Origin of the sequence: Rouxiella chamberiensis, from assembly GCF_026967475.1 — a bacterium.
GTDB classification, from domain to species: Bacteria; Pseudomonadota; Gammaproteobacteria; order Enterobacterales; family Enterobacteriaceae; genus Rouxiella; species Rouxiella chamberiensis.
Map to the genome: position 1 here is coordinate 1,646,168 of NZ_CP114058.1, position 12,554 is coordinate 1,658,721.

The following is a 12,554-nucleotide window of genomic DNA, read 5'->3' on the forward strand; positions in this document are numbered from 1 at the left end:
CCTGAGCCTGCCTAAAGGTAAATTGTAAAAAAATCGTTGCAGATTACGGACAACCCCGCCGCATCAGGCTTTGCGGCGAGGCTTTTAAGACAGTTCCTAAGTCTCGATGTACCTACTTCTCGGCGTCGCGCAGGTATGCCTTGAATTGCGGCGTCATGGTGATTTTAAAACCATTGGGCTCTTTGGTTATCAGATAAACGGCAAGATGCTCTTTTTCGGCCAGCGCCAGCGCCTTGTCGGTGCCGAGAACCATCAGGCCGGTATCCCAGCCGTCGGCCTCAAGCGCCGTCGGCGCAATCACCGTGGCCGACACCAGTTTGTGCGTAATAGGTCGGCCCGTTGCGGGGTCGATAATGTGCGATAACCGCTTGCCGTCGAGCTCATAGTAGTTGCGATAACTGCCGGAAGTGCTGATGCCCATGCCCTGTAAATCGACAATGGCTTCGACGGCGTTTTCCTTGTCGGTAGGTTTTTGAATCGCCACCTGCCACGGTTTGCCCTGCGGGTTTTTACCCCGCGAAACCACGGCGCCGCCGACCGACACCAGATAATCGCTGATGCCGTTGCCTTCGACCAGACGCGCCAGATGATCCGTCGCGTACCCTTCGCCGACGGTAGAGAGATCGACATACAGGTTCGGCAGGTCTTTCTGTAAATACTGGCCGTCGGCTTGCTGAATCACCTTGAGATGCTGAAGACCCACTTCGTCTCTTGCCGCCGCTATCTGCTGCGCATCGGGCATTTTTACCGGCTCTTTGCTCGGCCCGAATCCCCATAGGTTGACCAGCGGCCCAACGGTAATGTCCATCGCGCCTGCGGTTTTCTCGCCGATGCGCAGCGAGGTTATCACGGCGTCGGCCATGCCTCGGCTGACCGGTTGCGGCGCAGTGCCGAGATACTGATTGAAGCGCGACAGCACGGAGTCATCTTTATAGGTTGAAAGCTCGTGGTCGTCTTCCTTCAACTGCGCCTCGATTTGTCGACGCAGTTCCGGCTCGCGGCTTTTGTCCAGTCCGACCATGCTTACCCGATAATAGGTGCCCATCGTTTTACCGGAGATAACCACCGGCTGGGCCGCGTTGTCTGTCGGGCCGCATGCGCAAAGCACTGCGCCGCAGCTCAAAAGGAAGGAGGCGGGTAAAACATGACGGGTAAACAACATGGAAAAACTCACTTAGCTGACGCAATGATTGTGATACTGGAAAACCCCTGTCGTCATTTAAAGCGCGGCTTCAATGATGACGGGGGCAGAGTATACAACCTGAATTAAACAAGAGGCTAACGATGCAGGGCTTTGAAAAACAAAACCCTGCGGGTTGAAGAAAGGTTTACCTGCTGCGCTTGGCGTGACGTTCCCAGTTTTCCTGTCTGGCTGCCGCCGATTTCTTCAGGGCGATGTAGCACGCGCCTGCCCCGCCGTCCTTGCCCTGCGCGACACTGAATGCCTGCACGTCATCCAGCTGTTTCAACCATTTGGCGATATAGCTGCGCACGATATTGGCGTGGCTCTGCTCATGTCGCCCGCGCCCGTGAACCACCAGCAGGGTGCGCAAATTCTGCGCCCGAGCCTGCAGGAAAAAGCTGAACAGTTCCTGTCGGCAGGTTTCCACGGGTTTACGCAGCAGGTTGAGGCTGGCTTCCAGTGGATATTTCCCGTTTCGCAGCTTGTCGAGCACGCCCTGCTGCACGCCGTCGTGTTTGTACTCCAGCGGTTCGGCGCAGTCGATGACCTCGAGAAAACCGAGGGTCAGCGGGTTCTCGGGTTGCTGTAATGTCTCTTGCGCGATGCGGACGGGTTTTTGAGGGTTCTTGAGATAAACCACCTGATTGTTGTCGTTGAGTTTCTGTACGCCGGCCATCTCCTGAAAGAAAAGAAAATCTTCGTTTTCATCATCAATTTTCATTGTCTGTCTCCCGACGTGGCGGTCTGTTTAGTTGCGCAGGCCCTACCTACTCATAAGCAAATCGGCAGGTCCCAACGCTGAGTGTATCCAAAAAAGCCGCCGCTGCAATATCTCGACAGTTTAGTTGAATCGTTACAGGCCGCGGAATGACTTAACCCTCTGTTGCGGTTTCGGTTATTTGGCGCACAAAAAAATAGGTTGGAAATTTAGGTATATACTTAAACGCTGGAACGGATAAATGTCGACTTTTGACCCGTCCGCTTCCGTCTTAACTGGGGAGAAATGATGCCTTACCTTGATGACAATCTGGTTGTATTCACTGACCTCGACGGTTCGCTTCTGGACCACAATGATTACAGTTGGCAACCTGCCCAGGAGTGGCTGGACCGGCTGCGCGCGGCCAGAGTGCCGGTGATTTTGACCACCAGCAAAACGGCGGTCGAAGTCGATGCCTTGCAGGAAAAGCTCCAACTTGCCGATCAACCCTTTATTGCCGAAAACGGCGCGATGATCCGCCTGCCCGCCGGTTGGCACGAAGATGGTTCAGACAGGGCGGGCCAGATTATTGGCGCAAGTTATCAGGCTATTCGTCATACGCTGGTCGCGCTGCGCCAACGTTATGATTTCGAATTTCGCGGGTTTGGAGACGTCGGCGCGCAGCAGGTTATCGACTGGACCGGACTGTCGCCCGAAAATGCGCACCAGGCGATGCAGCGCGAAGCTTCGGAACCCATTATCTGGTTTGGCAACGATCTGGATTTCGCCCGTTTCGAGAAGTCTCTCCATCAGGAACAGCTGGCGCTCACGCGCGGCGGCCGCTTCTGGCACGTAATGGGCGCAGATGCCGGAAAGGGTCAGGCGGTCAACTGGCTTCGGGAGCAATACCAGCTACGCACCGGCAAGCCGGTCGTCACTCTGGGGCTCGGCGACGGTCCCAATGATATTGGCATGCTCAATGCCACTGATTTTTCTGTGGTTATTCGCGGGCATCATGAACATCCGATGCCACTCGATAACGAAGCACAGGTTTTTCGCACCGGTCTTTTCGGCCCCGAAGGCTGGAAGCAAGGGCTGGATCACTTTGTGAGTCTCTGATTTATAAATCTTTATTATTACAAGAGCCGAGGTTCGTATGAGCGACTTTTATCAGGACGGAATCATTACCAATTTTCACAATTTGACCAAACGAAAATTGGAAGAACTGGAATACGATCTGCAGGTTTTCTCTGGCCGCCGTTCGATGGGGCTGATTCTGCCTTCCCTGTTTTCGGAATTGGAAGGCCCTGCGCTTTCCAAAATTGTCGACGAGCTGACCAAAGTGCCTTATCTGGAAGAGATAGTCATTGGTCTGGACCGTGCCGATCGTGACCAGTTCCTGTTTGCCCGCGAATTTTTCTCACGTCTTCCTCAGCGCCATCGTATCTTGTGGAATGACGGTCCGCGCCTGAAAGCGCTGGATGAAGAGCTGAAAAAAGAGAATCTTTCGCCAATGGAACCGGGCAAAGGCCGCAACGTCTGGTTCTGTGTAGGCTATACGCTGGCGTCACGGCGCACAAGCGTAGTGGGCCTGCACGATTGTGACATTGTCACCTATACCCGTGAAATGCTGGCACGTCTGATGTATCCGGTCGCCAACCCGAATTTCCACTACGATTTCTGCAAAGGCTATTACGCTCGCGTCGCCGACGGCAAATTCAACGGTCGCGTGGGTCGTCTCTTGGTGTTCCCTTTGCTGAAATCTTTGCAAATCGTCTACGGAAACTCCGATTTTCTGGAGTATCTGCGCAGCTTCCGTTATCCGTTGTCCGGTGAATTTGCCATGCGCACGCAGGTATTGAGTGACCTGCGTATTCCGAGCGACTGGGGACTGGAAATTGGCGTGCTTTCCGAATTGCACCGCAATACGGCCACCAAACGTATCTGTCAGGTGGATATCGCCGATAACTATGACCACAAGCATCAGCCGATGTCCGAAGAAGATGCCAGCACCGGCCTGCAACGCATGAGTATCGATATCACCAAGGCGCTGTATCGCAAGATGGCTATTCTTGGCGTACCGATTACCGCTGAATCTTTCCGTATCCTCAAAGCCACTTATTACCGCAATGCGCTGGATATGATTGATGGCTTCGAGCACGATGCCCGCATGAACGGCCTGAAGTTTGACCGCCACAGTGAAGAGTCGGCGGTTGAACTGTTTTCGGGCGCGATTATGGAAGCCGGTCTGGCCTTTGTGGATACGCCGAGCGAGAAGCCGTTTATTCCAAGCTGGAGTCGAGTGCAATCGGCCTTCCCCGACATGCTTGAACGCCTTCATGATGCCGTCGAAGAAGATAATAAAGGTAACGTATAAGTTATTTAGACGTAACATAGCGTGACTGGTTTTACGCTGATTACTGATAATCCGAGACATCGCCATAATTTATATGGCGATGTCTTTTTTTATCCCCCAACTATTTTTCGAGAGACATTAGGTTATCGTTAAAATTATCTTGAGCATTTCAGGTGAGTGAAAGGTGACGTCAATAACTCCCACGAGGTAGTAAAGTCGAGAAAGCTGTAATATTTGGTTTCTGGTCGGACCTTGCATCTAAATATGTAACATCGTGATAACACAATTTTGGTTTATCGCTATTTCACACGTAGCGTGGCATGAGGCAACCTTTGAGTGAATTACTATCAAATAAATGATTTATAACGCTTTTAAACATTGCCATCTCTTAATGCCGATTTGCTGACGATTTTTTTCTTTCTTTAGGCGCTAATTAACCGAGCGTTTTAGTCGGATATTACGCTGCTATAAAAAAGCCGCAGTGAGTATTGCTTCGCTATTTACAGCACGAGAAATGTCAGGATTTTGCAATTATCTGTCTTCAGATCAAAATTAATTAATTTAAAACCCCTTAAAAATCGTGGTTTTTAAGTAAATACCTCTTTTGGAACCGCTCATGCTCTTATCACTCATTGCAAAAGGTGGTAAAGTTGACGCATATCAATATTGCGAGAGCGAAACCTATGATCCCGGACAAACGTATTATTCGGCGTATCCAATCTGGTGGTTGTGCAATCCACTGCCAGGACTGCAGCATAAGTCAGCTGTGCATCCCTTTTACCCTCAACGCGCACGAACTCGACCAGCTCGACAACATTATCGAGCGCAAGAAACCGATTCAGAAAGGTCAGACGCTGTTTAAAGCCGGTGATGAACTGAAATCGCTCTACGCCATCCGTTCCGGGACCATCAAAAGCTATACCATTACCGAACCAGGGCGACGAGCAAATCACCGGATTCCATCTTGCGGGCGATCTTGTCGGTTTCGATGCCATCTGCAACGTCAAGCACCCAAGCTTCGCGCAGGCGCTGGAAACCTCCATGGTCTGTGAAATCCCTTTCGAAACGGTTGATGACCTTTCCGGAAAAATGCCGAAACTGCGTCAGCAAATGATGCGCCTGATGAGCGGCGAGATTAAGGGCGATCAGGACATGATCCTGCTGCTGTCCAAGAAAAATGCCGAAGAGCGTCTGTCGGCGTTTATCTACAATCTGGCCCGCCGTTTTGCCCAGCGCGGCTTCTCGCAGCGGGAGTTCCGCCTGACCATGACCCGTGGCGATATCGGCAACTATCTGGGCTTGACCGTCGAGACCATCAGCCGTCTGCTCGGCCGTTTCCAGAAGTCCGGTATGCTCAGTGTGAAAGGTAAATACATTACAATTGAAGACTATAGTCTACTTGCCGTGCTGGCAGGTCAGGCGATCCCCGAGCCGTCGTAACGCCCCTCCGTGCCTCTCCCGGAACCGGATCCTTGCCAACTCGATTTTAATAATCTAGTTTATTGATCCGGTTCACTTTGTCCCCTGTTCTGTTTATTCATCCTGGTTTATTCTATAAACAGGTGTTGGCTTTTTGCGTCCTCTCAAGAGGCGATGCTTAACAGAGCCGCGTCTGGCTTAGGTCGGTGCGCTTTCATTCATGTTGTTGGCACTCTCAATCATCCGTGTTAAGGAGGCTCCCTTGGCCAAGTATCAGAACCTTCTGGTCGCGATAGACCCCAATCAGGATGACCAGCCGGCCCTGCGCCGTGCGGTGTATCTGGTTCAACGCAACGGCGGGAAGATAAAAGCCTTCCTGTCTATCTATGATTTTTCCTACGAAATGACCACGATGCTCTCTCCGGAAGAGCGCAGCGCGATGCGTCAGGGCGTTATCGCCGAACGCACGGCCTGGATTGCCGAACAGTGTCACTATTATGTCGAGGCCGGTATTCCCATCGACATCAAAGTGGTGTGGAACAACAAACCGTTCGAAGCCATTATTCAGGAAGTGCTGAAAGGCCAGCACGATTTGCTGCTGAAAATGGCGCACCAGCATGACCGTCTCGAATCGGTCATCTTCACCCCGACCGATTGGAATCTGCTGCGAAAATGTCCGTGTCCGGTATGGATGGTCAAAGACCAGCCGTGGCCGGAAGGCGGCAAAGCGGTGGTGGCGGTGAATCTGTCGAGCGAAGAGCCGTATCATGACCCGCTTAACATCAAGCTGGTAAAAGAGAGTATCGAGCTGGCAACGCACGTCAACCAGACGGAAGTGCATCTGGTGGGCGCGTATCCGGTCACGCCGATTAATATCGCCATCGAACTGCCCGATTTCGACCCGAGCGTGTACAACGATGCGATTCGCGGTCAGCATCTGATTGCCATGAAGGCGCTGCGCCAGAAATTCCAGCTCGACGAGAAGTACACGCACGTTGAAAAAGGACTGCCCGAAGAGGTCATTCCCGACCTTGCCGAGCATTTGCAGGCGGGTGTGGTCGTATTGGGATCCATTGGCCGTACGGGGCTGTCCGCCGCGTTTCTGGGCAATACCACGGAACAGGTGATCGACCATCTGAAATGTGATTTGCTGGCCATCAAGCCCGACGACTTCGTCTGCCCCATTACGCTTGAAGACAGCGGCGAAAATCTGACGGCGCAGGACGTCGACAAGGTGTAATTCCCCGCCCTGCTCCTGCGGCATAAAAAAGCCAGTCATCACGACTGGCTTTTTCTTTTACTGCCCGGCTCTCACACTCACTGATTACAGTGCGCGCAGGATCCCTTCCACACTCTCTTTGGCATCGCCAAACAGCATCTGGGTGTTTTCCTTGAAGAACCAGCGGGTTCTGCACACCGGCGTAACCGGTGCTCATGGAGCGCTTGAACACGATAACATTCTGCGCTTTCCACACTTCCAGCACCGGCATCCCGGCGATTGGACTGCGCGGGTCTTCCTGCGCGGCCGGGTTGACGGTGTCATTGGCACCGATAACCAGCACCACGTCGGTGTCGCTGAAGTCGTCGTTGATTTCGTCCATATCGAGCACGATATCGTAAGGCACTTTCGCCTCGGCCAGCAGCACGTTCATGTGGCCCGGCAGACGTCCGGCAACCGGATGAATCCCGAAACGCACCTTGATGCCCTTGGCACGCAGTCTGGCGGTAATATCCTGAACCGGATACTGCGCCTGCGCCACCGCCATGCCGTAGCCTGGGGTAATAATGACCGAGCTTGCGTTTTTCAGCATGTCGGCCACATCTTCTGCGCTGGCTTCGCGGTATTCGCCCATCTCTTCGCCTTCACCGGTCGAAGAGCTGTCGGTGCCGAAGCCCCCGGCAATCACGCTGATAAAGGAGCGGTTCATGGCCTTGCACATGATGTAGGACAGAATCGCACCCGAAGAACCCACCAGCGCGCCGGTGACGATCAACAGGTCGTTGGAGAGCATAAAGCCCGCCGCCGCCGCCGCCCAGCCAGAGTACGAGTTCAGCATGGACACCACGACAGGCATGTCCGCACCGCCGATGGAAGACACAAGATGCCAGCCGAAAGCCAGAGCAATCAGGGTCATGATAATCAGGGCAAAGACCTGTGTGCCGGTGCTTTCAGCGCGAACAAACACGATAAGCAGCAGCAGCGAAACCACCAGCGCCGCCAGATTCAGCTTGTGGCGGTGCGGCAGAGCCAACGGCTTTGACGAGAAAATGCCGCGCAGCTTGCCGAATGCCACAATGGAACCGGTAAAGGTCACCGCACCGATAAAGATGCCGAGGAACACTTCGGTCAGGTGGATGTTTTCCATCACCCCAACCATAGGCACGGTGCCGCTGTCCAGATAGCTGTTGAAGCCAACCAGCACCGCAGCCAGACCAACGAAGCTGTGCAGGATAGCCACCAGTTCCGGCATTTGGGTCATTTCGACCTTGCGTGCCAGATAGATACCGATAGCGCCGCCGACCAGCATGGCAAAAATAATCCAGCCGACATGGCCGGAGTCAGGACCGAGGATGGTGACGATTAACGCGATGGCCATCCCGGTGATGCCAAAGATATTTCCCTGCTTGGACGTCTCGTGCTTCGAGAGTCCGGCCAGGCTGAAAATAAACAGAATAGCGGCAACAATGTATGCAGCTGTAACTAAACCCCCAGACATATGCTACCCCTTAATTCTTGCGAAACATTTTCAGCATGCGCTGAGTGACGGTAAATCCGCCAAAAATATTGATACTGGCAATCAGTACCGCGACGAAGCTCAGGAAGCTGACCCAGCCGCCGTGACCGATTTGCAGCAAGGCACCGACTACGATGATGCCGGAAATGGCATTGGTCACCGCCATTAACGGGGTATGCAGCGCATGGCTGACATTCCAGACCACGTAGTAACCGACCACGCAGGACAGCGCGAACACGGTAAAGTGAGACAGGAACTCTTTCGGCGCGACATCGGCAAGCCAGCCAAACAGCACCACGGCAATGGCCATGAGGACGTATTTGGTCCACGGCGAGGAAGGTTTGGCTTCGGCTTTCTCGACCGGTGCGGCCGCTTTCTGGGCCTGCGGCTGGGCAGACACCTGAATCGGCGGTGCAGGCCAGGTCACTTCACCGGTTTTGACTACGGTAACGCCACGCACGACGGTGTCGTCGAAATCAATCTCGATTTCGCCGTTTTTCTCTTTGCACAGCAGTTTCAGCAGATTCACCAGATTGGTGCCATACAGCTGTGAAGACTGGGTCGGCAAGCGGCTTGGCAAATCGGTGTAACCGATGATTTTTACGCCGTTCGGCGTCACGGTAATAGCATCGGCGACGGTCAGTTCACAGTTGCCGCCGGTTTGTGCGGCGAGGTCAACAATGACGCTGCCCGGCTTCATGGATTCAACCATTTCGCGGGTGATGAGTTTCGGCGCAGGACGGCCCGGAATCAGCGCGGTGGTGACAATGATGTCGACCTCTTCCGCCTGGGCGGCAAACAGCGCCATCTCGGCCTTGATAAAGGCTTCGGACATCACCTTGGCATAGCCGTCACCGCTGCCGGCTTCTTCTTCGAAGTCCAGCTCGAGGAATTCGGCGCCCATACTCTGCACCTGCTCCTTCACTTCTGGACGCGTGTCGAAGGCGCGAACGATGGCACCGAGGCTACCGGCTGCACCGATGGCGGCCAGACCGGCCACACCTGCGCCAATGATCATCACTTTGGCCGGCGGCACTTTGCCTGCCGCCGTGATTTGGCCGGTAAAGAAGCGGCCGAATTCGTGTGCGGCTTCAACGATTGCGCGGTAACCGGCAATGTTGGCCATGGAACTCAATGCATCCAGCGACTGCGCACGCGAAATACGCGGCACGGAGTCCATCGCCAGAGCGGTCACGCCACGCTCGGCCAGTTTCTGGATTAATTCAGGATTCTGCGCAGGCCAGATAAAGCTGACCAGCGTAGAACCCGCCTGTAATTTGCCGATTTCATCGTCGAGCGGTGCATTGACCTTCATCACGATATCGGATTGCCATACGGCATCGCCTGCTTCGACCGTAGCCCCTGCTGCCTGATAGGCCGCATCGTCAAAACTGGCGAGTTTACCTGCGCCCTGTTCAATGGCGACTGTAAAGCCGAGTTTCAGCAGTTGTTCCACCGTTTTCGGTGTTGCTGCAACGCGGGCTTCATTGGTCAACCGTTCTCTTGGTATACCAATACGCATAATTATTCCCTTCACCCTTTTATTTGATAACCGAGGTCATCGTGTAGATACAAAAGTAAAACCTGCCGACTGACTTAAATTTAAAAATCCGCCGCTTTTTATTACCGACATGCTGACTGAATTTTCAGGCCGGCTATAACCTACTGAATAACGGATTAATATGCTAGGCAGAATGGCTATTTATGAGAATTAAATCACCCAAAACCGGCATAAGACACACTTGCGCTGCCAACCCGCCGAATTTCCCCGTTTATTCACTCTGAAAAGCCGCGTTGGCGGAATTAATCACTTTCGAAAAATGCAGGCAGCACGCGGCGCACAGGCCATAAAGTGAGAAAAATGTAAATTATTAACATTTATTTTACTTATCAGCCTGACAAGCTAACTTGTTCGAGTTATATCAAGAAATATCACGAACTTTACGGGAGGAAATTGTCTTTGCGCGGTAACAAAATTACGCAAGCGCTCAACATTATTACATGCAATAATCGGGAGCTAATCTGTTACACATCAATAATTCAGCAAGTTCCAACATTACTGCGCAAGGTGAAAGGATTTTTTATGAAGCAGACGAAAACGATCATCGCATCGGCCGTTGTTTTATTAGTCTCGCAATTCTCTGTTTTGTCTGCCGCCCAGGCCGCAGAAGAAATCAGTCCCGAGAAAGCAGCCGCCCTTAAGCCCTTTGATCGCATTGCATTTACCGGTCGTTTTAACAATCTTGGCGATGCCTCCGACGAAGCCTCAAAACGTGCCGACCAGCTTGGCGCGGACTATTTCTATATTCTGGACACCAACAGCCTTTCCGACAGCGGTAACTGGCGCGTGGTTGCAGACGTGTATCATAAAGATGCGCCGAAAGTGGCCGACAAGCCCAGGGCACAAAGCGTCAATGGCGTAAGCGGCATCAAGCAGTTGCCTAAAACCGTGGCCTATCAGCTCGAGCCTTATGACACGGTTACCGTAAGCGGCCTGTTCCACAGCCAGCCCGACGTGCTTGAAGCCATTGGCAAGGCGGCCAAGGAAAAAGGCGCGGACTCCTTCTTTATTGTACGCCAGATTGATGCCAACAACGGCGGCAATCAGTACGTCACCGCGTTTATCTACAAAAAAGACGCGCCTAAACGTATTACGCAAAGCCCGGATGCCATTCCTGCCGATTCCGACGCAGGCCGTGCCGCGCTTGCGGCCGGTGGCGCTGCTGCCAAAAAAGTCGAAATCCCGGGCGTGGCCTCTTCCGACAGCCCAAGCCGTAAAGTGGGTAATTTCTTCGAGACGCAGTCCTCTACCGGTAAACGTTATTCTGTAACGTTGCCTGACGGCAAGAAAATCGAAGAAGTGAACAACGTCACTGCCGCGCAGATGACGCCGTTCGATACCGTCACCTTCACCGGTCACTTCAACAGCATCACCGATGTTTCCGAAGAAGTGGCGAAACGTGCCGCGGATAAAGGCGCGAAGTTCTACCACGTGACCCGTCAGTGGCAGAACAAGAGCGGCGGCAATCTGACCGTTACCGCAGACCTGTTTAAATAACGGCGAATTTCTCGACCCGCATTAACCATAAAGGGCTGATTCAGATCAGCCCTTTTCTTTTCTATTCTTCACCCGCCACGCCGGACATCACTCTTCTTCGTCAATCGATGCCATCAGGGCATTCTGGATGATGCGCTGTGCCTTCATCGCGTCCTGCTGCGCCTGCGCCGCCTGCAACGCCGGAATATCCAGCCTGTCCAGCGCGCGATAGATGTGTTTGAGGAAGCGAATGGACAGTCGCGCCGCCTCGACATTGTCTTCGCGGAACGGGAACTGATCGAGCTGCCAGACGCCGTCCCAGTTATTGATTTTCAGCACATAGAAGAATTCGAAAATCTCGGTAATATGCACGGTGCCGACCACCAGGTCGTCGTCCCAGCTGCGCAGGTTGTCGTTGACGTCCATCCCGAACAGGCGGCCGCGGTCGATAATCAGCTGGGCGGAATCTGCCGGTGATTCTCCCCAAACAGCGCGTGGCCGAAGTCCAGCAGCACGCCGACATTGTCCAGCCCGATGTCCTCAATTCCCAGCAGAGTGCGCGCCGCCGAGTCCCAGGTCATTTTGACGCGAGGCTCGCGCGGCTTGTATTCGATGGCAAACTTGACGTCGGGATTGGCCGCCGCCAGTTCGCGCATGCCGTCTACCGCCAGTTTCCACAGCTGTTTATGGTCAACCTGGAAAGGATAATCCCAGCCATCCTGACCCGGCCAGACTTTGACATAGTTGGCACCCAGCTCTCTGACCACGTCGGCGGCTTCGTTCATCAACTGCATCGCTTCGGCGCGTACCGCCGGATCCGGATGTGTGAAAGCCCCGCGCGACCATTTTCGCAGATAGATTTCGGGGGTGATCCCGATGGCCTTCAACCCCGCGTCGTCCAGCGCTTCCTTTACCTGCGCCAGCGTGACGCCCGGCGAGAACGGATAAGGAATATCGACATAAGAAAGCGAGCCGACTTTTTTGGCTTCCTGAATCTGTTCAATCGTGCTTAATGCCGGACCGTAGCCATCCACCGCATAGCGGTCGATATAGTTGGCAAAATGCCATAAGCCTGCACCAAATTTAGGGTAATTGTAGTTTTTCATCAGTGTCATTCTCCATACTCG

7 protein-coding genes and 3 pseudogenes are annotated in these 12,554 nt (G+C 53.4%); 5 read left to right on the plus strand and 5 right to left on the minus strand.

Translation table 11 applies throughout. The annotated features are described in order from the left end of the window. Positions 1 to 112 precede the first annotated feature (112 nt). Together apbE and smrA are read right to left on the minus strand one after the other, a co-directional pair. A complete protein-coding gene (gene apbE / locus O1V66_RS07695; protein WP_152623617.1) occupies positions 113 to 1,162 on the minus strand; it encodes an FAD:protein FMN transferase ApbE in 1,050 nt (349 codons plus the stop codon). Between the two features lie 166 nt (positions 1,163 to 1,328). Next, the gene (gene smrA / locus O1V66_RS07700) at positions 1,329 to 1,904 is read right to left on the minus strand and encodes a DNA endonuclease SmrA (protein ID WP_045047748.1); all 576 of its coding nucleotides are present in this window, start codon (positions 1,902 to 1,904) and stop codon (positions 1,329 to 1,331) included. Between the two features lie 285 nt (positions 1,905 to 2,189). On the opposite strand from smrA, the gene O1V66_RS07705 reads away from it, so the two are divergent. The 4 genes and pseudogenes from O1V66_RS07705 to uspE all read left to right on the plus strand — a co-directional run bounded on the left by O1V66_RS07705 (position 2,190) and on the right by uspE (position 6,895). Continuing rightward, positions 2,190 to 2,999 carry a mannosyl-3-phosphoglycerate phosphatase-related protein gene (locus tag O1V66_RS07705; protein WP_045047747.1) on the plus strand — a complete coding sequence of 270 codons (810 nt, stop codon included), beginning with the start codon at positions 2,190 to 2,192 and terminating at the stop codon, positions 2,997 to 2,999. A gap of 37 nt (positions 3,000 to 3,036) precedes the next feature. After that, positions 3,037 to 4,257 carry a glycosyltransferase family protein gene (locus O1V66_RS07710; RefSeq protein ID WP_045047746.1) on the plus strand — a complete coding sequence of 407 codons (1,221 nt, stop codon included), beginning with the start codon at positions 3,037 to 3,039 and terminating at the stop codon, positions 4,255 to 4,257. Positions 4,258 to 4,919: 662 nt separating this feature from the next. Further along, a pseudogene (locus tag O1V66_RS07715) lies at positions 4,920 to 5,676 on the plus strand (FNR family transcription factor). Between the two features lie 241 nt (positions 5,677 to 5,917). Then, positions 5,918 to 6,895 carry a universal stress protein UspE gene (gene uspE / locus O1V66_RS07720; RefSeq protein WP_045047745.1) on the plus strand — a complete coding sequence of 326 codons (978 nt, stop codon included), beginning with the start codon at positions 5,918 to 5,920 and terminating at the stop codon, positions 6,893 to 6,895. Between the two features lie 84 nt (positions 6,896 to 6,979). Here uspE and pntB read toward each other — a convergent pair. Next, positions 6,980 to 8,372, minus strand: a pseudogene (gene pntB, locus O1V66_RS07725) (Re/Si-specific NAD(P)(+) transhydrogenase subunit beta). 10 nt (positions 8,373 to 8,382) lie between these two features. After that, positions 8,383 to 9,912, minus strand: coding sequence for a Re/Si-specific NAD(P)(+) transhydrogenase subunit alpha (gene pntA, locus O1V66_RS07730; protein WP_045047743.1), 1,530 nt, complete (start codon positions 9,910 to 9,912; stop codon positions 8,383 to 8,385). Positions 9,913 to 10,473: 561 nt separating this feature from the next. Here pntA and ydgH point away from each other — a divergent pair. Continuing rightward, positions 10,474 to 11,448, plus strand: coding sequence for a DUF1471 family protein YdgH (gene ydgH, locus O1V66_RS07735; protein ID WP_045047742.1), 975 nt, complete (start codon positions 10,474 to 10,476; stop codon positions 11,446 to 11,448). Between the two features lie 87 nt (positions 11,449 to 11,535). Here the strand turns inward: ydgH and O1V66_RS07740 are convergent. Beyond that, positions 11,536 to 12,533: pseudogene (locus tag O1V66_RS07740) on the minus strand (sugar phosphate isomerase/epimerase family protein). Positions 12,534 to 12,554 lie beyond the last annotated feature (21 nt).